The sequence below is a fragment of the Vibrio pelagius genome (assembly GCF_024347575.1).
Classification (GTDB): Bacteria; Pseudomonadota; Gammaproteobacteria; order Enterobacterales; family Vibrionaceae; genus Vibrio; species Vibrio pelagius.
Genome location: NZ_AP025503.1, coordinates 1,987,771 through 2,012,077, shown reverse-complemented (window position 1 = coordinate 2,012,077; position 24,307 = coordinate 1,987,771). Strand labels below are relative to the sequence as shown.

General features: G+C 45.6%; 22 protein-coding genes. 12 read left to right on the top strand and 10 right to left on the bottom strand.

Features of this window, described 5'->3' with window-relative positions; translation table 11 throughout:
* Nucleotides 1-111 precede the first annotated feature (111 nt).
* The 3 genes from torE to torA are packed head-to-tail and all read left to right on the top strand — an operon-like array spanning nt 112 to nt 4,013.
* Nucleotides 112-294, top strand: coding sequence for a trimethylamine N-oxide reductase system protein TorE (gene torE, locus vsple_RS08680; protein ID WP_255230458.1), 183 nt, complete (start codon nt 112-114; stop codon nt 292-294).
* Between the two features lie 50 nt (nt 295-344).
* Nucleotides 345-1,526, top strand: coding sequence for a pentaheme c-type cytochrome TorC (gene torC / locus vsple_RS08675; protein ID WP_032552120.1), 1,182 nt, complete (start codon nt 345-347; stop codon nt 1,524-1,526).
* Between the two features lie 24 nt (nt 1,527-1,550).
* The gene (torA, locus tag vsple_RS08670) at nt 1,551-4,013 is read left to right on the top strand and encodes a trimethylamine-N-oxide reductase TorA (protein ID WP_261881763.1); all 2,463 of its coding nucleotides are present in this window, start codon (nt 1,551-1,553) and stop codon (nt 4,011-4,013) included.
* Nucleotides 4,014-4,258: 245 nt separating this feature from the next.
* Here torA and vsple_RS08665 read toward each other — a convergent pair whose 3' ends face one another.
* A complete protein-coding gene (locus vsple_RS08665; protein WP_261881762.1) occupies nt 4,259-4,714 on the bottom strand; it encodes a putative manganese transporter in 456 nt (151 codons plus the stop codon).
* A 290-nt stretch (nt 4,715-5,004) separates the two neighbouring features.
* Between vsple_RS08665 and vsple_RS08660 the strand changes: the two genes are divergently transcribed.
* On the top strand, nt 5,005-5,910 hold the full coding sequence (locus vsple_RS08660) for a manganese-dependent inorganic pyrophosphatase (RefSeq protein WP_255230461.1): 906 nt from the start codon (nt 5,005-5,007) through the stop codon (nt 5,908-5,910).
* A gap of 163 nt (nt 5,911-6,073) precedes the next feature.
* Nucleotides 6,074-6,463: a DUF2750 domain-containing protein gene (locus vsple_RS08655; protein WP_032552123.1), complete on the top strand. Its 390-nt coding sequence runs from the start codon at nt 6,074-6,076 to the stop codon at nt 6,461-6,463.
* Nucleotides 6,464-6,470: 7 nt separating this feature from the next.
* Here the strand turns inward: vsple_RS08655 and vsple_RS08650 are convergent, their stop codons facing one another.
* From vsple_RS08650 to pspF, 7 genes are all read right to left on the bottom strand, one after another.
* Nucleotides 6,471-7,250 carry a DUF2927 domain-containing protein gene (locus vsple_RS08650; protein ID WP_261881761.1) on the bottom strand — a complete coding sequence of 260 codons (780 nt, stop codon included), beginning with the start codon at nt 7,248-7,250 and terminating at the stop codon, nt 6,471-6,473.
* Nucleotides 7,251-7,327: 77 nt separating this feature from the next.
* Nucleotides 7,328-8,110 carry a peptide ABC transporter ATP-binding protein gene (locus vsple_RS08645; protein WP_255230463.1) on the bottom strand — a complete coding sequence of 261 codons (783 nt, stop codon included), beginning with the start codon at nt 8,108-8,110 and terminating at the stop codon, nt 7,328-7,330.
* Nucleotides 8,107-9,108 (bottom strand): peptide ABC transporter ATP-binding protein, encoded by a 1,002-nt coding sequence (locus vsple_RS08640; protein WP_261881760.1) that lies wholly within the window; start codon nt 9,106-9,108, stop codon nt 8,107-8,109. Before vsple_RS08640 ends, vsple_RS08645 begins: the two co-directional genes overlap by 4 nt.
* Nucleotides 9,108-9,995 (bottom strand): ABC transporter permease subunit, encoded by an 888-nt coding sequence (locus vsple_RS08635; RefSeq protein WP_261881759.1) that lies wholly within the window; start codon nt 9,993-9,995, stop codon nt 9,108-9,110. Before vsple_RS08635 ends, vsple_RS08640 begins: the two co-directional genes overlap by 1 nt.
* Nucleotides 9,982-10,944, bottom strand: a complete 963-nt coding sequence (locus vsple_RS08630) for an ABC transporter permease (RefSeq protein ID WP_261881758.1) — start codon at nt 10,942-10,944, stop codon at nt 9,982-9,984. The genes vsple_RS08635 and vsple_RS08630 overlap by 14 nt, the downstream gene beginning before the upstream one ends.
* On the bottom strand, nt 10,944-12,569 hold the full coding sequence (gene sapA, locus vsple_RS08625; RefSeq protein ID WP_261881757.1) for an ABC transporter substrate-binding protein SapA: 1,626 nt from the start codon (nt 12,567-12,569) through the stop codon (nt 10,944-10,946). The genes vsple_RS08630 and sapA overlap by 1 nt, the downstream gene beginning before the upstream one ends.
* A 102-nt stretch (nt 12,570-12,671) precedes the next feature.
* Complete coding sequence (pspF, locus tag vsple_RS08620) at nt 12,672-13,685, bottom strand: phage shock protein operon transcriptional activator (protein WP_261881756.1); 1,014 nt, start codon at nt 13,683-13,685, stop codon at nt 12,672-12,674.
* A gap of 242 nt (nt 13,686-13,927) precedes the next feature.
* On the opposite strand from pspF, the gene pspA reads away from it, so the two are divergent.
* From pspA to vsple_RS08585, 7 genes are all read left to right on the top strand, one after another.
* A complete protein-coding gene (gene pspA, locus vsple_RS08615) occupies nt 13,928-14,599 on the top strand; it encodes a phage shock protein PspA (protein ID WP_032552131.1) in 672 nt (223 codons plus the stop codon).
* Between the two features lie 14 nt (nt 14,600-14,613).
* Nucleotides 14,614-14,847, top strand: a complete 234-nt coding sequence (pspB, locus tag vsple_RS08610) for an envelope stress response membrane protein PspB (protein WP_032552132.1) — start codon at nt 14,614-14,616, stop codon at nt 14,845-14,847.
* Nucleotides 14,840-15,226 carry an envelope stress response membrane protein PspC gene (gene pspC / locus vsple_RS08605; protein ID WP_150868906.1) on the top strand — a complete coding sequence of 129 codons (387 nt, stop codon included), beginning with the start codon at nt 14,840-14,842 and terminating at the stop codon, nt 15,224-15,226. The genes pspB and pspC overlap by 8 nt, the downstream gene beginning before the upstream one ends.
* Before the next feature lie 158 nt (nt 15,227-15,384).
* Entirely contained in the window at nt 15,385-16,419 is a 1,035-nt protein-coding gene (locus tag vsple_RS08600; RefSeq protein WP_255230470.1) for an efflux RND transporter periplasmic adaptor subunit, read from the top strand.
* Nucleotide 16,420: 1 nt separating this feature from the next.
* Nucleotides 16,421-17,506 (top strand): efflux RND transporter periplasmic adaptor subunit, encoded by a 1,086-nt coding sequence (locus vsple_RS08595; RefSeq protein ID WP_261881755.1) that lies wholly within the window; start codon nt 16,421-16,423, stop codon nt 17,504-17,506.
* Nucleotides 17,499-20,594, top strand: coding sequence for an efflux RND transporter permease subunit (locus vsple_RS08590; RefSeq protein WP_261881754.1), 3,096 nt, complete (start codon nt 17,499-17,501; stop codon nt 20,592-20,594). The genes vsple_RS08595 and vsple_RS08590 overlap by 8 nt, the downstream gene beginning before the upstream one ends.
* A gap of 86 nt (nt 20,595-20,680) precedes the next feature.
* On the top strand, nt 20,681-21,247 hold the full coding sequence (locus vsple_RS08585; RefSeq protein ID WP_261881753.1) for a DNA-3-methyladenine glycosylase I: 567 nt from the start codon (nt 20,681-20,683) through the stop codon (nt 21,245-21,247).
* A gap of 72 nt (nt 21,248-21,319) precedes the next feature.
* Here the strand turns inward: vsple_RS08585 and vsple_RS08580 are convergent, their stop codons facing one another.
* On the bottom strand, nt 21,320-22,504 hold the full coding sequence (locus vsple_RS08580; protein ID WP_261881752.1) for a cystathionine beta-lyase: 1,185 nt from the start codon (nt 22,502-22,504) through the stop codon (nt 21,320-21,322).
* A gap of 322 nt (nt 22,505-22,826) precedes the next feature.
* Nucleotides 22,827-24,281, bottom strand: a complete 1,455-nt coding sequence (gene cls, locus vsple_RS08575; RefSeq protein WP_261881751.1) for a cardiolipin synthase — start codon at nt 24,279-24,281, stop codon at nt 22,827-22,829.
* Between the last annotated feature and the right edge of the window lie 26 nt (nt 24,282-24,307).

The window sequence follows — 24,307 nt, the reverse complement described above, 5'->3', positions numbered from 1 at the left end:
TGATTGAACCCTACTTTAAGTGTGGTCTAAAATTTGTTGCTAGATACTGATGAACTTTAGCCCCTTAGAATGGGCTTATCGAAATTACTAAATACAAAATAGGCAAAATGTATGAGTGATGTTAATAAAATTGAAACCGGCGAAAAGCGCTCGTTGGAGTGGAAGTCATTCCTCTTCATCGCAGTGGTTCTCTTTCCTCTGTTGAGTGTTGCTTTTGTAGGTGGCTACGGCTTCCTAGTTTGGGCGCTTCAAGTGTTCGTATTTGGACCTCCAGGTGCTCATGGCGGCATGTAATGCCCTCACACAACAACATTTTTTAGAACAGATATTTAAGAGAGCTAATCATGAAGTCATTTTTAGTTAAACTGTGGCGCACAATGACACGCCCTGCAGTACACATCAGCCTTGGTGTACTAACCATGGGTGGTTTTATCGCGGGTGTTATCTTCTGGGGTGGTTTCAACACTGCATTAGAAGCAACTAACACGGAAGAATTTTGTATCAGCTGTCACACCATGCGTGACAACGTATACGTAGAACTGCAAGACACGGTTCACTGGAAAAACACATCTGGTGTTCGTGCAACGTGTCCAGACTGTCACGTTCCTCACGAATGGACTGCTAAAATCGCGCGTAAGATGCAAGCATCTAAAGAAGTATTCGCACAAGTTTTCGGTGACCTAGATACACCTGAAAAATTCGAAGCACGTCGTATCGAGTTAGCAAAACACGAATGGGATCGTTTCTCTGCAAACAAATCTCTAGAGTGTAAAAACTGTCACAACTACGACTCAATGGATTTCGAAAACATGCGTCCAACTGCGCGTATTCAAATGAAGAATGCAGCAGAGCGTGATCAAAGCTGTGTTGACTGTCACAAAGGTATCGCGCACAACCTTCCACTTGATATGGAATCAGCGAGCGGTATCGTTGGTGAGCTTGAGCAAGTTGCAGGCAGCACTTCTTACGCGAACGGTTCTGACGTGATCTCAATCCGTCACCTACCAATGTACACAGACGAGACAGCAACCGTTGAAGCCGGTCTACTAAGCCCAGCAAGTAAAGTTGCAGTGATCGACGAAAAAGGTGACATGATCAAGGTTCAGATCGACGGCTGGCGTAAAGCGAAAGGCTTTGGTCGTGTAATCCAAGAAGACTTCGGTATGAACATCTCTACCGCAATCTTGACCAAAGAAGTGTCTCAAAGCGACGTTATCACTGTTGGTGAGAAGAAAGAAGACGAGCTAACGGGTCTTCCATGGGAAGAAGTTAACCTAGCACTGTGGATGAAGAAAGAGTCTATGGTTGATAACTTCGATCCAATCTGGAATGCAGCAGGTCAGGCTTACCAGTCTAACTGTTCAACGTGTCACTCACAGCCAGACGAAGCGCACTTCAGTGCTAACGGTTGGGTAGGCATGCTAGACGGTATGATCGCATTCGTTAACTTCGACACTGATACAGAAGCACTTGTTCTTAAGTATCTACAGAAGCACTCATCAGATTTTTCTGAAGGCCATCACTAATAAGACGTCAATTGGAGTAACACAATGGCAATTACAAGAAGAAGTTTTCTGAAAGGTGTCGCGACAACAGGTGCGGCATCAGTTATGGGCCCAAGCCTATTAGTGTCGGCTTCTGCATCTGCAGCAGAAACAGACGGCACGTGGAAAGTCTCAGGTTCTCACTGGGGTGCATTCCGTGCACGTGTTTACGCTGGTAAGGTTCAAGAGATCAAGCCACTAGAAATTGATAAACACCCAACAGAGATGTTGAAGGGTATCAAAGGCATTATCTACAGCCCATCACGTGTGCGTTACCCTATGGTTCGCCTAGACTGGCTGAAAAAGCACAAGTACAGCGCAGATACACGTGGTAACAACCGCTTTATCCGTGTGACTTGGGACGAGGCACTCGATCTTGTTTACCGCGAGCTAGAGCGCGTACAGAAAGATTACGGCCCATGGGCGCTTCACACAGGTCAAACTGGTTGGAGACAAACAGGTCAGTTCCACAGCTGTACTAACCACATGCAACGTGCAATGGCACTTCACGGCTACTCTGTGAAGAAGATTGGTGACTACTCAACAGGTGCTGGTCAAACAATCATGCCTTACGTGCTAGGTTCTACAGAAGTTTATGCACAAGGTACATCTTGGGAACTTATCCTAGAAAACAGTGACAACATTATCCTTTGGGGTAACGATCCAGTTAAGAACCTTCAAGTCGGTTGGACGTGTGAGACTCACGAGTCTTTCGCATACCTAGAACAACTGAAAGAAAAAGTTGCTAACAAAGAGATCAACGTTGTTTCTGTTGACCCTGTGAAAAACAAAACAGGTCGTTACCTAGAAAACGAGCAGTTCTACATTAACCCACAAACTGACGTGGCGTTCATGCTGGGTGTTGCTCACGTGCTTTACAATGAAGGCCTATACGACAAGAAGTTCATCGAGACTTACTGTCTAGGTTTTGAAGACTTCATTAAGTACGTTCAAGGTGAGACGAAAGACAAAGTTGAGAAGACGCCTGAGTGGGCTTCTGCTATCTGTGGCGCAAGTGCGGACTCAATCCGTGACTTCGCTAAGATGCTAGTTAACGGTCGTACACAGATTCTTGTAGGTTGGAGTATTCAGCGTCAACAGCACGGTGAGCAACCTTACTGGATGTGTGCAGTTATTGCAGCAATGGTTGGTCAAATTGGTCTACCTGGCGGTGGTATCTCTTACGGTCACCACTACTCTGGTATCGGTGTATCATCAACGGGCTTCTCAGCTCCGGGTTCATTCCCGCTAAACATCGACCAAGGTCAGAAGCCGAAGTACACGAACACAGATTACAACGGTTACAGCCGCGTAATCCCAGTTGCTCGTTGGGTTGATAGCTTGCTAGAGCCAGGTAAGAAGATCAAAGCGAATGGTTCAACGGTAACACTGCCAGATATCAAGATGATGGTATTCAGTGGTAACAACCCGTGGCACCACCACCAAGATCGCAACAAGATGCGTAAAGCGTTCAAGAGCCTGCAAACTGTTGTTGCAGTCGACTTTACTTGGACAGCAACGTGTCGCCACTCTGATATCGTGCTTCCAGCATGTACTCAGTGGGAGCGTAATGATATTGATGGTTACGGTGCGTACTCTGGTCGTGGTTTGATCGCGATGCATAAACTAGTGGACCCTCTGTTCCAATCTAAGACTGACTTCGAAATCATGTCTAGCTTAACTAAGCGTTGGGGTCGTTACGACGATTACACGCGTGGTATGGATGAAATGCAGTGGATTAAGTCTTTGTATGATGAGTGTCGCGCGGCAAACGAAGGCAGCTTCGAAATGCCAGAGTTTGATGAGTTCTGGGAGAAAGGTTTCCTAGACTTCGGTAAAGGTAAGCCATGGACTCGTCACGCTTCATTCCGTGAAGACCCAGAGATCAATGCACTAGGTACACCTTCTGGTTTCATTGAAATCACAAGCCGTACAGTAGGCAACATGGGCTACGAGCACTGTCAAGAGCACCCAATGTGGTTCGAGAAATCTGAACGTTCACACGGTGGTCCAGGTTCTGACAAACACCCGTACTGGCTACAATCTTGTCACCCAGACAAGCGCCTGCACTCTCAGATGTGTGATTCTGAAGAGTTCCGTGCGACTTACGCGGTACAAGGTCGTGAGCCAATCTACATCAACCCAACAGATGCTAAGAAGAAAGGCATCAAAGATGGTGATGTGGTACGTGTATTCAACGACCGTGGTCAACTTTTGGCTGGTGCTGTTCTTATGGATAGCTATGCTCCAGGTGTTGTGCGTATCGAGGAAGGTGCTTGGTACGGTCCAATGAATGAGAAAGTGGGTGCGCTAGATACATACGGTGATCCAAACACACTGACTCAAGATATTGGCTCTTCTGAGCTAGCTCAAGCGACATCGGCAAATACATGTCTGGTCGACTTTGAGAAGTTCACAGGTAAGTTACCTCCAGTGACTTCATTCGGCGGTCCAATCGAAGTCGCTTAATGCACTCGATATAACTACTGAAACATAGTTAAAAGCCCCTGTAAGTGATGCTTACGGGGGCTTTTTTACATTTTGAGTCTGTTAGAGCTTATATTTTTTGGAATCACCTACGAGCTTTTGAATGCATCCTATGAGTAAAGTAGGAGCTATGGAGAACGCTCCAAGGCCACCAGTAATCCTGACAGGTGACCTCGGAACGAACGGAAACTCGGCAATGGATGATTGATAAGAGGGGTTTATTGGTCCTAAAGCTTGCTTGGGCGCAGTAAGTCATCGACATGGGACTGGTTAATAATTTTTCCCAAAGCACTGCCCATAACCACACTCAATGCGACCACGGCGAGGCCGCTACTAATGTCGTTGATAATGAACAAAAATGCCGCGTTGCCCAGTGTGCTGATTAGAGCGGCGACAAGTGCCCCCATGCCTAGCTTCCCAGAAACAAATTGAGACATAACCCTTACCAAACCACCACAACCAGGGATTGCGGCCATTACGGAAGCACAGACGACCTGATTGGAGCGACATTGATGTGTCAGTACGTGCTCGTCATCGGTGCTGAGAGTTAGCCATTGGTAACCGACTAAGCTCAATACAATATAGAGCACAGCAGCAAAAGTGGAGTCTGTTACAGTCGTGACCGTTAGATCCAGTATCGTTGCAATCACAATCAAAGTAGCGAGCGAAAAAGTAAGAAACATTCGCTTACTAAATAGGGGTGATGGTATTGATTTCGAAGTTTGATGATCTGGTGCGAATTGGACTCTTCGATTCATAACGATGTACCCAGTAACTAAGGACTTTGATATAACTATATACGAATGAGAGTGATTATCAATTGTATTTTTGGGTTTTCTTCCATCTTCCTATAGGTAAATAGTCTAACAGGCAGCAACGAAGCGATGATCATTGTCAAAAAATAGGGTAAAGTAGGCGAAATAAAGAGATGCTCTGTAGGTAGAGCTGTAATTTTAGTGTAATAGGAAGAAACATGATTTTAGTTGTTGGTCACAAAAACCCTGATAGTGACAGTATTTGTAGCGCGCTAGTTGCAACTGAGCTTCTGAAAGCTCGTGGCGAAGAAGCGACACCAATTCGCCAAGGCGAGATCAACCGCGAAACTCAACACATTCTAGAAGTTGCTGGCGCAGATATGCCAGAGCTTCGTACTTCTGTTGCTGGCGAAAAAATTTGGCTAGTAGACTACTCAGATCTAGCTCAAGCACCTGATGACGTAGCTGACGCAGAAATCCTAGGTATTGTCGATCACCACCGTCTAGGCGATGTGATGACAGTAAACCCAATGGAAGCGTGGATCTGGCCTGTTGGTTGTACAAACACTGTACTATTCAACATGTTCAAGATTGAAGGTCACGAAATCACACCACAAATCGCTAAGCTAATGATGTCTGCTATCCTGTCAGACACGGTAGGTTTTGCATCTCCGACTTGTACTCAAAAAGACAAAGACGCGGTTGCTGAGCTAGCAGAGATCGCGGGTGTAACTGACGTAGACGCGTTCATCAAAGCACTGCTAATCGCGAAAACAAACATCGAAGGTCTATCAGCTGCTGAGCTAGTAGAAAAAGACCTTAAAGGTTACCCGTTCAACGGTCGCGACGTAGTAGTTGGCCAAGTTGAGCTAGCGACTCTTGAGCAAGTTGATGGCATGATTGAAGCTCTTGAAGCTGACCTAGAAGCTCGTTGCGAGAAAGACGGTCTAGCATTCGCTGCAGTAATGTTAACTGATATTACAACAGCTCAAACTCGTCTTCTTTACAAAGGTGAGTGGGCTGAGAAGCTAGTTAAGCACGAGCAAGATGGTGTATTGATGATGGAAAATACACTAAGCCGTAAGAAGCAAGGTTGGCCTTGGCTTCAAGGTGAGCTTGCTTAATCAAGCTGCTGAGGAATTAAACGCCTGCTTTTTAGCAGGCGTTTTTCTTTGGCATTAAATTGCACTTTATTAGACTATTTCTTTGAATAGAACTGTTTGCAGTTCAAAAAGCTCGGCATACACTGTATGAGAGCGAACGCACTGACAAAAGTAGGAAACAACAATGACTACACCACTAGACGAGCAAAAAATCGCAGAAGTTAACAAGTACACAGGTGAACAACGCTTTAAATACTGTGTAAAGGAGATCGTGGCTAATCGTGAAGTATGGATCCTAACTGACGAGCACGGTTGTGTGATGCTAAATACTGAAGATGAAGATTGTGTACCAGTTTGGCCAAACAAAGAGTTCGCAGAGTCATGGGCAACCGGTGAGTGGGCTGAGTGTAAAGCTGAAGCGATCTCATTGAATAAGTGGCACAGTCGTTGGACTATGGGTTTAGAAGACGATGAGCTTGCTGTTGTGGTTTTCCCCAATGAGCAGGAAGAGGGTGTCGTTCTGTTCCCAGATGAGTTTGACTTCGAACTAAAGAAGCAAGCGGCTAAGCGCTAACTCTTCTCTAACGAAACAGTTCATATAAGGGAGCCTGCCTGGCTTCCTTTGTAGCACCTTTCAGCACCCCTTCTTTCTGATATTCCCTCAATAACCGTTTTACAACAGGTTTCACTTCTGAGAGCGTCATCCCTGCTTTTAAATCCGGTTCATAGAGAAGCTTTAACAAAACCACGTCTAGAGGCGCTAGAAGATCTTCTGGTGTGTGATCATTAAAGATAGAAGGATAGGCATGCTCCGAATCATTGGGCAGCCCTAACGCTTGTGTGATCTCTTCTACGACGCATGCTAACAACTTGCCTCGACTTCTTGCTAGATCGACAGGTATCACGATAGCAGCAGAGACGATATGACCAGTGGTGTCGGTCTTGTAACCCGCCGTACATATTGCACTGTTTAAATACTGGGTTGATTTTAGATTTAGTGCCGATTTTGCGTCTTTAATCCAACGCGATTCACGTGTGTAAATCCAATGCACATTGGCTTGCGATTGTTTACTCACAAATTCGATAGATAAGCCGGTGATTTGCATTAGGTGTTGGACATGCAATTCTGTAAGCTCTTGATGGAGTACTTCATCACCAACGCGATGGTCCAACCAAATTCGTATTGGTTGCTTCCATTTCACCAGTGGGTGGTTGCCGGTCGTGTACTCTTGTTCGAGAGCTACGCTATAGAAAGCACGCTCCACGAAGCTTGGGTCAAGCCAAGTAAAACCGGTCGCTTTGGCATGGCCTGAAAATAGAGCGAGAAAAAGGGAATAAATGTAAAGTGAATACCGTTTCATTTAATCCCTCTTATTCCAACACAAACCAGTTTCAATGGTTAATGGTTAATGGTTTTGGTGACTCGTGATTTTAATGACTAATAGTTTGGCGCTTTAAAGAAGTGACTCTCTACCAAGCGTTGAGTAATTTGGTGAGAGGGGTTAGCGAGTACCTCAAGGGTTTCACCTGCTTCGACCACATCCCCTTCATGCATCACGATGATCTTATCTGTGATGTGCTTAATGATGCCAATGTGTTGTGAAACGTAGACAAACGATACGCCCATCTCTTCTTGTAGCTCCAGGAACAGATTGATGATTTGAGAGCGCATCGCCATGTCCAAACCATTCAGTGCTTCGTCGGCGACAATGATCGACGGTTGAAGTATTAAGGCGCGAGCCAGACAAACCCTCTGCTTTTGTCCTGCCGCCAGCATCTGAGGGTAGAAGTAAGCATGTTCTGGAAGTAAACCAACTCGAAGCAGCGTGTCTTTCACACGCTTCATACGTGCTTCAGGCGGCATATTCGTGTTTCGCTTAAGTGGTCCTTCGAGAATACGACCAATCTGGATACGAGGGTTTAACGAAGTGTTCGGATCTTGGAAGATCATGCGAATTAACTTACAACGTGTCGAGTAATCTTTGTGTTCAAGCTTTTCACCATTAACCCGAATCTCACCAGAAGTTGGTTCAACCATACCTGCTAACATACGAGCCAGTGTGGATTTACCTGAACCATTTTGCCCAATAAATCCAATAGTTTGCCCCGCCTCTAGAGTGAAGCTCACCGGTTTCACCGCTTGATGAATCTTCTTACGAAAAAGCCCAGAGCGAGTCGTAAAATCTTTGGAAAGCCCACTGACTTCTAATAATGCACTCATGATTTCTTTTTCTTCTCCATGTTCAGCGGGAAGTGACAGTTAAATTTATGATTTTTTACACGTCTGGTGTGAGGTATCTCAACACACTGCCTTTGTGCATACGGGCATCTAGGTCCCAAACGACAGCCAATGGGTAAATGCTGCAAAGGGGGAATCGATCCGGGTAGTGATTGCAGTTTCTCTTTGTGTGGTATCCAATCGTTAAAGTCTGGCATCGCTTTCAGTAGTGCGACGGTATACGGGTGCTTAGGTGCATCCAAGAGTTTAGCTGTGTCGGCAGATTCAACCGATTGGCCGCAATACATAACCGTAATTCGTGTTGCCCATTGAGTAATCGTGGTTAAATCATGGCCAATCAAAATAATGGTGGTGTTGTGCAATTGATTCATGCGACTTAATAGACGCAGAATCTGAGACTGAGTGATTGGGTCCAAGTCATTGGTTGGCTCATCAGCAATCAGTACTTTTGGCTTGGCGGCAATGGCCATTGCGATCATCACTTTTTGACACTCACCATCAGTCAGCTCGTATGAGTAACTGTCCATCAGACGTGAGTGGTCTTTGATCCCGACTTTATGAAGTAGGGCAATCGCCTGTTTCTTTCGCCACTTAAAACGTTGCCACCATTTGCCTTCAAAGGCGTGAGAGGGAATGGCTTCGATCAGCTGGTGTCCCACTTTTTCCGATGGGTCGAGACAGGTGGAAGGCTCTTGGAAGATCATCGCTATATCACGAGCAATGACTCGGCGGCGCTCTTTGGGTGTCAGTTGAAGCAAATCAATGTTACCCAGACGCATCCGGTCCGCAGAAACTTTCCAGTTTTCTTTACATACACCAACGATCGCTTTGGCTACCAAGCTTTTACCGGAACCAGACTCTCCCACTAAGCCGCGGATTTCCCCTTCGTTAAGGGTAATGCTCATGCGGTCTACGGCTTTCACTAGGCCTTGAGGTGTTTCGATCTCAATGGTCAGATGTCGAATATCAAGTAACGGCATTATTCGATCCCTGCGTTAAGTGCTTGGCGTACGCCTTCGCCGACTAAGTTAATGACGATAACGGTAAACATTATGGCAAGGCCGGGTAGGGTTACTGTCCAAGGCGCTAAGTAGATGAGCTCTACAGAATCACCTAGGATTGACCCCCATTCCGTACTTGGAGCTTGAGCGCCTAAGCCTAGGAATCCCAGTGCGGTAATATCGAGAATCGCAACAGAGAGTGCTAACGTTATTTCAAGGGCAATGACGGTCAGAATATTAGGTACTATAGAGTTCCAAAGCAGGTAGAAATCGTTAGCACCGTCCAAGCGCGATGCCATAATGTAATCTTTCTCTACCTCTGCGTGCACCGCGATATAAACGGAGCGAATAAAGCGCGGAATCAGCGCAAGACAGATCGCCAGCAAGATGTTGAACTCTCCAAAGCCTAGGAAAGCAACAAAAATAATGGCGAGTAACAGAGATGGGATAGACATGACCGTATCAAGCAGGTGGTTTAAGGTACTTGATAGTAGGCCACGAGTCATACCCGCTAATACGCCGATCAAACAGCCAATGACAGCAGCAATGAAAGTGATCACCACCGCCGCTCCAAAAGTGAGCTGAGAACCAATAATCAGTCGAGACAGGATATCGCGACCTAGATCGTCGGTTCCTAGAAAGTACTCTACTGTACCCGCTGGATCCCACGATGGCGGCGTTAACAAATGACCGGTTTGCTCTTGGGCATCATGAGGAGCTAGCCAAGGAGCAGTAATGGTGACGAAGATAATCAGAACCAAACACCACAAGCCAAACATCGCAAGATTGTTATTGCGGAAGCTACGCCAAAAACGCTCAAATTGAGTCGGGATGTGCTCTTCTTGATAGACGTTACTTGTTAGCATACCACTCTTTCCTTACTAGAGGATTGATCATCGCGCCGATCAGATCCGATAGGATATTCGCTGTTAAAACCAGCGTTGCCACCACGATTACTCCAGCTTGAATTGACACGTAATCTTGGTTAGATAACGCATCAAGCAGCCAGCGACCGATACCCGGCCAGTTAAAAATAGACTCGGTAATAATGGCGAGCGTCAACATACTTGAAAGCTGCACGCCGACTTTGGGAACGATCGGTGGGATCGCATTACGCAGCACATGTTGCGTGACGATCTCACGGGTTGACAGACCTTTAATTCGTGCGGCACGAATGTAGTTTTGTGTCATCACTTCAGCCACTGATGCTCGCATTAGACGAATAACCTGCGTGGTTGGTGCCAAAGCCAGCACCAAACAAGGCAGTGCCATATGCTCAATCACGCTCTGCAGTGCATGTGCTTTGTAGCGACCTTCAGCAAAAAATGCATCAATGATTGCAAAGCCAGTGACGTGTTCAATCTCGTAAAGCAAATCGTAGCGGCCGCCAACCGGGAACATCTCAAAATGCAGAGAGAAGACCATGATCATCAGCAGAGCTACCCAGAATATTGGGGCTGAGTAACCTGCCATCGAGGTGAACGATATCGTGGTATCGATGAACTTACCTTGGCGCATCCCTGCAATGGTTCCAAATGGGATACCGATTAGGAGTGCAAGTACGAATGCAAAGAAACATAACTCTAGCGTTGCTGGGAAGACCACGGCTAATTCGTCATAGATCAGAGTACCATGTTTACTGATACCGAAGTTCAGAGTTGATAACTCACCGATGTAGGTTAACCAACCTGGCCAAAATTCTTGAATTGCCCAAGGTGACGTTTGGTCTAAGCGAAGCAAAGAGAAGCCAACGATAGTCAAAATCGCAAGTGTTATAACGAATAGATTGACGCGCCTTAACGTATACCAAAACATTAGTGGTGCACCTCTCTTGTTACTTGATCGAAAGGTTGGGCATTAAATGGACTTTGCTTAAAGCCTGTTAAAGACCGATCGTGTACGCGGAACTGCACGCCATGAGCCAGTGGGATCACAGGGAACTCTTCGTTAAGAATATTCTGTGCTTGGTGGTATAAATTCACACGGTGTCTCTGTTGATTGATCTCCAGCGCGAGATCAAGAAGAAAATCAAAGTCGGAATTGCACCACATCGACACGTTCAAGCCAGCGCGTTCTGACTGACAAGAGAGCAGTGGACGTAAGAAGTTGTCTGGATCTCCTGTGTGCCCGATCCAACCCGTAAGCAACAGATCTGTCGAAGCGATGGAAGAGAGCTGAGTACGATCGAAGCGGTCGTCAGTATAGAGCTTTAAACTAATACCAATATCAGCAAGATTGGCTTGAATAAGCTCCGCAGTCTTTTGCGGGCTTGGGTTGTAGGCTCTAGGTTCCAGAGGTACCCACATAGAGAGCTCTAAACCGGGCTCTACACCTGCATCTTTGAGCAGAGCAACGGCATAGTTACGGTCGTAACGAACTTGAACCTGGTCTTTTTGATAAGCCCAAGAAGTGGGTGGCAATAAGGTATACGCCTTGCTCCCTGTTCCGTAATAAACCGAGTCCAGAATATTCTGGCGGTTGATCGCAAGGTTTAACGCTTTACGTACACGTGCGTCGCGTAGAGCTGGGTGTTCTGTGTTTAGGGCGATGAACGATACGTTTACAGCAGGTGTTGCTGTAATCTTAAGCTCTTCTTGAGCTTGAATAATTGGAATCTGGCTTGAGATAGGTGAATTGAGTACATCACATTCATCACGGAGTAGCTTCGCGAGTGTCCCCGTACCACGTTGCGAGGTATCAAACACCACTTGGTCCATTTTCACTTTGCTTTTCCAATAGTGCTTGTGTTTTTTTAAACGAACAAGGTCGTTGATTTGAAAGTCATCAAGATAGAATGGACCTGTGCCAACTGGGTGTGAGTCTAAGCGGTTTTTCTCATCCAACTGAATAAGTTGACTGGCGTACTCCTTAGAGTGAATCACTGCATAGCTGGTAGCAATGTTGGTCAAAAAGGAGTTGTCAGGGCGTGTTAACCTAAACCTGACTGTCAAATCGTCTACTGCTTCAATACTGTCAATTAGATTCGAGAAATCGATACCCGCAAACCAAGGGTAAAGGCCGCCGCCAACATAGTGAAAGGGGTGGCTGCTGTCCGTGATGCGTTCGAAGCTAAAAACAACATCTTGTGCGTTTAAAGCACGAGTCGGTGTGAACCAATCGGTAGTCTGGAACTGCACATTTGGGCGCAATTTAAAAGTATATTCAGTACCTGCCTTGTTCACTGCCCATTCGGAGGCGATGTTAGGCTGGGGACGATATGTTTTAGGATCGAGTTGCAGCAGAGTATCGAAGATCTGAGGGCTTAGTGACTCCGCCGTGATGCCACTATCCACCAACTGTGGATTAAAGGTGTTCGGGTTACCTTGGCCGCAATAAACAAAGCCTTTTTGTCGGATCTGATCGTGATCGACGCTCTCTCCACATCCGGCTAAAACGCCAAGTGTGAAGAAACCTAGTGACAGTCTTAATAGTGCTTTCATAAAAAGAAATACTTTTCGAAACGAGGCAAAAGAGAAGCCTCAAGATCCGGATAATTTAACATTTTATTTATTGCGCTCCAAATAATAATCCTGTGCTAGCAGCTATTTATCACTGTTTTGTCCGACTATCGAATACTTCCTCACCATGCCTCTCAATTGGTTGTAGGTAAGACCAAGTAGCTGTGCCGCTTGCTTCTGATTATATTTACTTGTTTTCAAAGCTTGATTGAGGAGGGCGATGTCTTGCTCCTCTTGCCACGCTTTGTAGTCGAGTGGTAGAGAAAAGCTGCGCTCAATAGAAGTATGGTCGCTTGGTGCGGAATTGTCAGTTTCGGCCTGAGTATCACTCCATGCAGGTTCAAACGGATTAAATACAAGAGATTCAATCGGCTCTGGATTGCGACCATGCTGATAAATAGCTCGCTCAATTACGTTTTTTAGTTCACGGACGTTACCGGGCCACGGGTAATCGATCAGCGACTGCTTTGCTTCAGGTGAGAAGCCGACAAATAGCTCCAGCTCGAGCTCACGGCACATCTTAATCGCGTAATATTCGGCAAGAAGTATGATGTCCTCTTTTCGTTCTCGTAGTGGCGGTAGTGTGATCACATCGAACGCTAAGCGATCCAATAGATCTGCTCTAAATTCCCCATTACTTGCCATATCGGGCAAATCGGCATTGGTTGCACAAATTAATCGTACATTGGCGCTAAGTGCTTTTTGACCACCAACACGTTCGTATTGCCCGTATTCGATAACACGAAGTAGTTTTTCTTGAACCGCTAGGGGAGTGGTTGCGAGTTCATCGAGAAACAAAGTACCGCCTTCAGCACGCTCAAATCGACCTTGATGACGCCCCTTTGAGCCAGTAAAGGAGCCTGATTCGTGACCGAAAAGTTCAGAGTCAATCAAGCCTTCACTTAATGTGGAACAGTTCAGTGAAATGAGCGGTTGGTCCCAACGCTTGGAAAGATAATGAAGACGTTGTGCAATCAACTCTTTACCTGTGCCGCGTTCACCAATGATGAGGACTGGTCTTTCAATTGGTGCCAATTGAGAGACTTTATCTAGAACAGTAAGAAAACTTTGGGACTCGCCGATTAAATTTTGCTGCATTAGGTAGCCTTGTCAGTGCGATTGTGTGACGCTGGTGGTGAAAAATACCAACACTTGGTTAATCTCATCATAGCATCTGTTGTTATAATCACCACCTAATATTAAGTTATTGATTTTTAATGAGTATAAAATTGGCACGCAATTTGGATTACTAAGAATAAGTTTATCCGCGAGTGATAACACCATTCGCACAGTATCAATGGTTTAACCATTGGCTAAGTTGATTATTTAAGGAGTTCCTTATGGGTATTTTTTCTCGCTTTGCAGACATCGTAAATTCAAACATCAGCGCATTACTCGATAAGGCTGAAGATCCTGAAAAAATGATTCGTCTTATCATCCAAGAGATGGAAGACACACTGGTAGAAGTTCGCACCAATTCAGCCAAAGCCATTGCTGACAAAAAAGAGCTGGCTCGTAAGGTGGAGTCTATCGAAGACCAAATTGCAGATTGGCAACAAAAAGCAACGCTGGCATTAACCAAACAGCGTGAAGATTTAGCGAGAGCTGCTCTGATTGAGAAGCAAAAGCTAGAAGACATCATCAAGAGTCTTCACACCGAACAAACTCTAGTTGAAGAGACAATTGAAAAGCTAACCAGCGAAATTGGCAAGCTTGAAACCAAGATCGCTGAGACGCGCGCAAAGCAACAAGCGCTAGCGATTCGTAACAATGCTGCCAGCAATCGTCGTGATGTTCAAAAACATCTTCACTCAAGCAAAACAGATGAGGCGATGGCGAAATTTCAGCAAATGTCACGTAAAGTAGACGAACTTGAGGCAGAAGCCGATCTGTATGCTAAAACAGGTAACGCTAAATCCCTTGATCAAGAATTTGCTGAACTGCAAGCTCAAGATGAAATTGAAAAAGAGCTGGCGAAACTGAAGCAGCAAGTCGAAAACCGCGATAAATAACCTAGGAGTTATCTATGTCATCATTTCTAATAGCTGGTCCACTGATTGTCTTTCTGATTTTTGTTGCTCCGCTATGGTTATTTTTGCACTACCGCAGTAAAAAGAAGTCGAGCAACGGTTTGTCTGAGACGGATCTTCAAAGGTTGCACCACCTTTCGCAACAAGCGGAGTCGATGCAAGATCGTGTTAAAACCTTAGAAAAGATCTTAGATGCGGAGTCCCCAAATTGGAGACGAAACTATGAGTAGAGAACTGTATCGCGACCCTATTAACGGCAAGTTATCAGGTGTTTGTGCCGGCCTAGCGAATTACTTTGGCTTAGAAGTATGGTTAGTAAGAATTATGGTTATCTCTGCAGCCTTGCTGGGCGGCAGCTTCTTAGTGATTCTTGCTTATCTGGCTATGACGTTCATGATTGAAAAGCAGCCAAGACGCTATGTCGATGAACTGAAGTCAAAACAGGAGCACACGTTAAAGCAAAAACCATGGGAGCAAGGTCAAACACCAGAGTTCCTACTCAACACTTTAGAGAGTGATTTCGAAAAGATAGAACGTGACGTGCGCAATATTGAAGCGTATGTGACATCAGATACTTTCAAAGTGAATCGTGAGTTTAAAAACATGTAGCACGTTAACTTATTAACTTCCTATAACGGCTTGGGTGATTATCGTCCAAGCCGTTATTTTTTTTGGATATTTTCTCAAAATAATTCCGGACATTAACTGGTAAGTTAGATGTGATTAATCTATGTTAATAAAATATTTATAGATATGGATGATCTCAAATGTATAAAGCCTCCCTTGTCCTTATGACAGCGTTAGCAGGGCTGTCTGGGTGTGGTAAGGAGCTTCCTCCTGTCCCCGAGCCTGAATCTCGACCTGCCAAACTCTTCACCGTTTCTGTCGGCAACAACACTTTTAAACGCGACTTTCCAGCCACAACAGAAGCCGGTGATAAAGCTGTCCTCGCATTTCGTGTTCCAGGACTCTTGCAAAATATTGAGGTCACTGCTGGGCAGATGGTCACTAAAGGTGACACGCTCGCTGTTCTTAACCCCGATGAATATCAACTACTAGAAAAGCAAGCTCGAGCCAACTATCTTTTGGCGGACGTTCAGTTCGAGCGCGCCAAAAAGCTGCGCAAAGACCGTGTTGTTTCAGAGCAAGACTACGATCAAGCCAAAGCTAACCACAATTCGGCACGAGCGGTATTAGATCAAGCTAAAGCCAACCTACGTTATACCAAACTCGTTGCTCCTTATGACGGCACCATCTCCATCATTCCTGCAGAGAATCATGAGTATGTGGCTGCTAAAGAGGGCATTATGAACATTCAAACCAACCAAATCATGAAGGTTGTGTTCCTGCTTCCGGATCAGTTAATCACACGCTACTCAGCCGGTTTTGAAACAGAAGCGAATATGGTGTTTGATGCCTTTCCGGACTATTCCTATCCGTTGACATTCCAAGAAGTCGACACCGAAGCGGACCCCAAAACTGGCTCTTACAAAGTGACTATGATAATGGAACGTCCAACGGACATCGGTATCCTGCCGGGCATGTCTGGCAACGTATTCCTCTCATCAAATCGCGGGGCTGCAACTAAGATCCCAACCGCGGCGATGATTACAGAAAACGACGATACCTATGTATGGCGCGTCAACAACGACGGTATTGTTGAGAAAGTCGCGATAGTGACGGATGAAAAGCGTCACATCGTTTCTGGCTTGAATGATGGTGATCGCATCGTGACATCAGGCGTTAATGAGCTGAAACCCGGCGAAAAAGTTCGTGAATGGATTAAAGAGAGAGGGCTCTAATATGAAGAGTATTAAAAGCGCGATTGGGCTCTCTTGTTTAGCTTTACTTGTCGGTTGTGAACGACCGGAAGTGACGTCTGAAATTCATGTCCCTCAGGTTCGAACAATGGAAGTTAAGGTTCTCGATTTTCATGACAAACTCTACTTCCCTGCGGTTGCCAACGCAGCTGAAAAGGCGCACTTAAGCTTCCGCGTAGCGGGTGAAATTAACCGATTAACAGTCAAAGAGGGTGAGCGAGTTAAAGAGGGTGATTTGATTGCCGAACTCGATCCAACTGATTATCAATTGGAGGTTGATAACGCGCAGGCTCGATATACGGTGGTGAATAGCCAGTACAAACGTTCGAGCCCACTGGTTAAGAAAGGTTTATTGGCTAAATCTCAATTTGATGAAATTGCAGCGCAACGTCAAATTGCTTATGCCGAATTGGAGCTGGCAAAACTGCGTCTCTCATTTACTAAGCTGCGTGCTCCAGTAGATGGCATCATTTCTCGCGTAAGTGTTGACCAATTCGAGAACATTCAGGTTGGCCAACAAATCGTTAATATCCACAGTGTCGAAGACGTTGAAGTGGTGATTCAGTTGCCTGATCGTATTTATGTGAATCAACCTACGGAGACACTGGTCTCTGATATTCGAGCTTTGGTTCGTGTCCCTAGCGGTAATGAATATGAGTCTCGAATTAAGGAGTTCACCACAGAGCCGGACCCGAGCACTGGCACTTTTACCGTGACTCTCGCACTACCAATGCCAAAAGATGATCTGATCCTTGATGGTATGGCTGTGGAGGTGACTTCATATGGTCGCGATATCGGCTTAGAGCTAAAAGCAGGGGTGCTTATCCCTATTGAAGCGGTGTTTAACGCAGACGGTGACCCATTAGATAACAAAGAGTCTTATGTTTGGGTGGTGAATGATGACAAGACAGTGACCAAACAACAGATCGTTTTAGGCAAAGCCAATCAAAAAACTCTACAGGTGATTAAAGGTTTAGAGATTGGTCAAACCATAGTGACAGCAGGTGTGTCGAAGCTAAGAGATGGGATGACAGTGGAAGTATTGTCTCAGGAGGCGAACAATGAGTGAACTGAATAACAAGCCTCAAAGCGATGAAGAAGTAACAGGAGTTGCGGCTTACTTCATTCGTAATAAGGTGATCAGTTGGATGCTATCACTTATTTTCTTGATTGGGGGTGTTGCAGCATTCTTTGGCCTCGGTCGATTAGAAGACCCGGCATTTACTATCAAAGACGCGATGGTTGTCACTTCCTATCCGGGAGCGACACCGCAACAGGTTGAGGAAGAGGTGACATACCCGCTTGAAAAAGCGATACAACAACTTACCTATGTAGATGAAGTTAACTCGATATCCAGTCGAGGACTCTCTCAGGTCACCGTGACTATGAAAAACAACTACGGCCCTGATGACCTTCCACAGATCTGGGATGAATTGCGCCGTAAAGTGAACGACCTCAAAGGGCAGCTTCCTCCGGGGGTGAATGATCCGCAAGTGATCGATGACTTTGGTGATGTTTACGGGATTTTGCTTGCTGTGACAGGTGAGGGATACTCCTATAAAGAACTACTCGATTATATTGACTATCTCCGCCGTGAATTAGAGCTGGTGGATGGAGTGAGTAAGGTCTCGGTTTCAGGTGCGCAGCAAGAGCAAGTATTCATTGAAATCTCGATGAAGAAAATCAGCTCTTTGGGACTCTCTCCAAACACGGTGTTTAACCTTCTTTCGACACAAAATGTGGTGTCGGATGCCGGTGCGGTGCGTATCGGTAGTGAGTATATTCGAATCCATCCTACGGGTGAGTTTAAGAACGTTGAGCAACTTGGAGACTTAATTCTTACTGAGGGCGGCGCACAAGGTCTTATCTACTTGAAAGATGTGGCTGACGTTAAGCGTGGCTATATTGAAGTACCCACCAATATCATCGGCTACAACGGGAAGTTGGCGCTTAACCTAGGTATTTCGTTTGCTCAAGGGGTAAACGTGGTCGCTGTCGGTGAAGCATTTGACCGACGCTTAGCCGAGCTGAAATACCAGCAACCTGTAGGTATTGATATCTCCGAGGTATATAACCAGCCGAAAGAGGTAGACAAGTCGGTTAGTGGCTTTGTGGTCAGTTTAGGGCAAGCGGTCGCTATCGTTATCGTGGTTCTGCTGTTCTTTATGGGTTTGCGATCGGGTTTGCTGATTGGATTGATTTTGTTGCTGACGGTATTGGGTACCTTCATCTTTATGCAGTACTTCAAAATCGATCTGCAACGTATCTCGTTGGGGGCCCTGGTGATTGCGCTTGGGATGCTGGTGGACAATGCAATCGTGGTGGTTGAGGGCATACTCATAGGCACACAAAAAGGCCGAACGCGTATGCAGGCAGCGACCGATATCGTTACTCAAACTAAGTGGCCTCTGTTAGGTGCAACCGTCATTGCGGTAACAGCCTTTGCACCTATTGGACTTTCAGAAGACTCGACGGGCGAATATTGTGGCACCTTGTTTACAGTGCTTCTTATCTCATTGATGCTGAGTTGGTTCACTGCAATCTCAATCACGCCGTTCTTTGCTGACTTGTTCTTCAAAGGTCAAAAGGTGGATCCGGATAACGAAGGTAAAGATCCATACAACGGGATGGTTTTTGTTATCTATAAGAAGTTCCTTGAGTTCTGCATGAAGCGCGCATGGTTAACCATGGTCGTTTTAGTGATTGGTTTAGGTGCGAGTGTTTACGGCTTCGGTTTCGTGAAACAAGCTTTCTTCCCATCTTCAACCACACCTATGTTCCAAGTCGATGTGTGGATGCCAGAAGGGACAGATATCCGTGCGACAAATACCAAGCTAAAAGTGCTGGAGAGTTGGTTATCTGAGCAAGAAGAAGTCGAGCATATTACGACAACCGCAGGTAAGGGTTTGCAACGTTTCATGCTGACCTATGCACCAGAGAAGAGCTACAGTGCTTATGGTGAAATCACAACACGTGTGAAGAGTTATGAAGTACTCGCTCCTCTAATGAAGCGCTTTAGAGACTATGTTGACGCTAGCTTCCCTGAAATTGACTACAAGTTAAAGCAGATTGAATTGGGTCCAGGTGGTGGTGCGAAAATTGAAGCGCGTATCGTAGGTTCTGATCCAACAGTGCTGCGTTCAATTGCTGCTCAAGTGATTGATATTATGCATGCTGATCCAGGTGCATTTAACGTTCGTCACGATTGGCGCGACCGTACTAAGGTGCTTGAACCTCAATTTAACGAAAGTCAGGCTCGTCGTTACGGTATCACTAAGTCTGATGTGGATGATTTCTTGGCAATGTCGTTTTCTGGTAAAGCGATCGGCGTATATCGTGATGGTACGACACTGATGCCTATCGTGGCACGCTTACCAGAAGATGAGCGTATCGACATCCGAAACATAGAAGGGATGAAGATCTGGAGTCCAGCATTAAGTGAGTTCATTCCGTTGCAACAAGTGACCCTAGGCTACAAGATGCAATGGGAAGACCCACTTATCATTCGTAAAAACCGTAAGCGTATGTTGACGGTGTTTGCTGACCCTGACTTACTGGGTGAAGAGACCGCAGCAACGCTTCAAAAGCGCCTTCAACCCCAGATTGAAGCGATTGAACTTCCACCGGGTTATTCACTCGAGTGGGGTGGTGAGTATGAGTCTTCAGCGGATGCGCAAGCGTCGCTGTTTACTACCATGCCTCTCGGTTACCTGTTTATGTTCTTGATCACCGTGTTCCTATTTAACTCAGTGAAAGAGCCGCTGATTGTTTGGTTGACCGTACCGTTGGCATTGATTGGTGTAACCACTGGCTTACTCGCGCTCAATACACCGTTTGGCTTTATGGCACTGCTTGGCTTCTTGAGTCTGTCGGGGATGCTGCTCAAGAACGGTATTGTATTGCTCGACCAAATCGATATTGAGATGAAATCGGGTAAGGAACCTTATATCGCAGTAGTGGATGCCGCATTGAGTCGTGTTAGACCTGTGTGTATGGCTGCGATTACGACCATTCTGGGTATGATTCCGCTGCTACCGGACATCTTCTTTAAGCCGATGGCGGTTACCATCATGTTCGGTCTAGGCTTTGCGACAGTATTAACCTTGATTGTGGTTCCTGTGTTGTACCGCATGTTCCACAAAATCAAAGTTGTTTAACATTTTCATTATTAGTTAAAGACTATAGTGCCCCATCAAGGGGCACTATTTTTTGGTCGTGATACCGACCGTTAGGGAGAATTACAATGACGACACAACAAGTCGAACAAACCTGTGCATGGGCATTGAAGCACGAATTGGAAAGGGAGTATCACGATAAGGAATGGGGTATTCCTGTTTATGATGATCAGGTTCTGTTTGAGTTTATTACGCTTGAAGGTGCGCAAGCTGGCTTAAGTTGGATCACAATTTTGAAGAAGCGAGAAGGGTATCGAGCGGCATTTAAAGAGTATGACTTACAGGCGTTAGCAGCTATGGATGAATCACATGTTGCTGGGATCATTGAGAATTATGATGTGGTTAAGCATAAAGGCAAAATTGCGTCAGTATTTAGTAATGCGCGTGCCGCAATAGAGTTACAGAAAGAGTTTGGTTCAATCTCTAATGCGCTTTGGCAGTTTGTTGATCATCAGGTCATCATGAATAACTGGCAAGAGATGTCTCAGGTGCCTGCGTCAACTGAGCAATCAAAAGCGATGAGTAAATTTCTTAAAAAGCGTGGCTTTAAGTTTGTCGGAGAGACGATCTGCTACGCATTTATGCAAGCGGTCGGTATGGTGAACGATCACTTAGTGAATTGTCCAAAAAAGTGATAGAGAAGAAGAAAGGCAGCCGGGTGGCTGCCTTCTAGCGGATGTTGTTTTTGCTTCTACGAACGAGATTGGCTATAGCAACGCGTTATAGCGTTCAAAACCAGCTTCTAGGTCTGCAATCAAGTCATCGACATCTTCAAGACCAATATGCAGACGAACAAGTGTCCCTTCAAATTTCGGATTCGCGATTGTGCGCAGGCTATCAAAGCTCTTCGGTTCGTTCGCCAAAATTAAGCTTTCAAAACCACCCCATGAGTAACCCATGCTGAAGTGCTTCATACCATCTAACAATGCAGTCGTTGCTCGTGGGTAGCTTGTTTTAAGTACAAACGAAAACAGGCCATTACCACCAGTGAAATCGCGCTTAAAGAATTCATGACCAGGGCAACTTTCTAACGCAGGGTGACGTACATGGTCCACTTCAGGGCGAGTTTGTAGCCACTGAGCGACTTTCAAACTGTTCTCGGCATGTTGACGTAGGCGTACATCCAGTGTTCGGATACCACGTAAACCTAGATAGGCATCGTCCGGAGATACACATTGGCCCATTAAGTAGCTTTGCTCACGCAATTGATCCCAATGCTTTTCGTTTGCAACAGCAGTCCCGAGCATCACATCTGAGTGACCGACAATGTATTTGGTTGCAGCTTGAATTGAGATGTCGACACCATACTCAAATGGTGAAAAGTTAACTCCAGCAGCCCAGGTGTTATCGAGCATAACGATGATATCGTGTTGATGGGCAATACGAGCTAGTGTTGGAATATCCTGAACTTCCATCGTGATGGAACCCGGAGATTCGGTAAATAGGATTTTTGTATTCGGTCGTATAAGATCTTCAATACCTTCGCCTATGGTTGGTTCGTAGTAGGTGGTCTCTATCCCCATCTTTTTCATGATGGTGTCACAAAAGTCACGAGTTGGCTCGTAGCAAGTATCTACCATCAGAATATGGTCGCCCGTTTCTACGAATGAGAGGATGGCATTAGAAATCGCCGCCGTCCCACATGGATAAAGCGCACAACCTGCGCCACCTTCTAAGTCGACCATCGCGTCTTGGAAAGCAAAGTGGGTGTTGGTACCTCTACGGCCATAGAATAGAGTTTTGTTGGCACGGTTTACCGTTGCTTTGTGTTTTTCAGCAACGGTATCAAATACAACAGTTGATGCACGTTGAACGGGTGGGTTAACCACACCGTTAGTCCACTTTTTATCGCGACCTGCTGTGATCAGTTTTGTTGTTTTGCTTTCGGACATACTCTGAATTCCTTATCAATCTACTATCCTTTATTTAAAACACGCCATTGGGTACGAAAGCAAGGGAAGTTAAAGAGTTTTTGTAATTAATACCAATCACAGTAAATAAGTGAGCAGAGGTAGCGCAGGAAAAAGGTTTGAGAGCAAGGCAGCTTTTCTACAACAAGGAAGCTTCGATCAGTAGTAGTCCTACAATCAAAAATTCTAACGTAGTTATCAAGCCTTTTAACAAGCTAGAATGAGCAATTATTTACTACGATTGGTATACAGACCCTTTAGTGAAAAAGGGTCAAGGAAAGAAATTATCGGAGAGATTCAAAACCTAGAGTAATGGATTGAAGAGGTAAAATAGACGCTCAAAGAAGCGTGATTGAAGGCTTCTTTCTTGCCATTTATCGAGGCTGACTGGGTGGGACGTCTCGATATACGATTCTTGAAGGTCGGCAAGTTGACGTGTAAAACTCACATCGTCAACAACAAGTGTTACCTCAAAGTTAAGCCAGAAGCTGCGCATATCGATATTCACCGTGCCGATCAAGCAGAACTCTTCATCAATCACTACCGATTTCGTGTGTAGCAAGCCACCGTAGAACTCATAAATCTTCACACCCGCTTCAAGTAGCTCGGTATAAAAAGCGCGAGATGCCCATTTAACCATCACCGAGTCGTTGCTATGCGGGATCACGAGTTCAACATTGACGCCTCGTTGTGCCGTCATTTTAAGGATCTCTAGCAAATCTGCGCTCGGCACGAAATAAGGTGTGGTTATTCGCACTGAGCGATTTGCTTGGTTAATCGCAATGCTCAACACTTGCAGAATGAGATACTCTGGCATACCTGGGCCAGATGGCACAACTTGAACGGGATGTTTGACTTCGGATTCATCGACCTTACATTCTGGAAGGGCGGGCAAAATGCGCTCTCCTGTCTCCACTTCCCAGTCCCAGCCGTGAATAGCAGACAATACGTTTACGGTTGGACCTGTAACCCGCACCATAACGTCAATCCATTGTCCGACACCTGCTCCTTGCTTAAAATGAGCAGGATCGACCATATTCATTGAACCTGTGTAGGCAACAGTTTCGTCAATTACGATGATCTTGCGATGTTGTCTAAGATCGAGGCGACGCAGGAACATACGCAACGGACTAACCTCAAGCGCCTGCACAACCTGTACACCAGCATCACGCATCATAGAGCGCCAGTGGCTTTTAAAAAAGCGTGGAGAACCAGCGGAGTCGAGGAGTACTTTTACGTCGACACCGCGCTTGGCCGCCCTGATTAACGCGGAAGCAACCGAATCGGTTAGACCACCCGGATGCCAGATATAGAAAACCATTTTGATACTGATTTGGGCGTTTTCGATATCTTCAATGATCGAATGTAAGATTTCATCGGGAGACGATTGCAAAGAGAGCGTATTACCACTCAATGCAGGGATACCCATACGGTTATTACACAATTCATCAATTTTATGGATAGGTGAGCCAACTTCGCCAGGTTGGTGCACTTGGCAGTGATTTAATTGGCGGAACCAGTCACCGAAAGGCGTGAACATACGCTGGGCACGCTCTGCTCTTTTTCTGCCTAAATTGAGTTCACCAAAGAGAAAATAGAAGGCGACGCCCGCAATTGGGACGATATAAATAATAAGCAGCCACGACAAAGACACGCTCACCGACCGTCTTTTAAGTACAACACGAAGTGTGACACCCGCAACCAGTACCCAATAGAGCACAACAGCGGCCAAAGTTAAAAAATGATAGAGCTTTTCCACATCTAATACTCGAAAAAAGAGACACT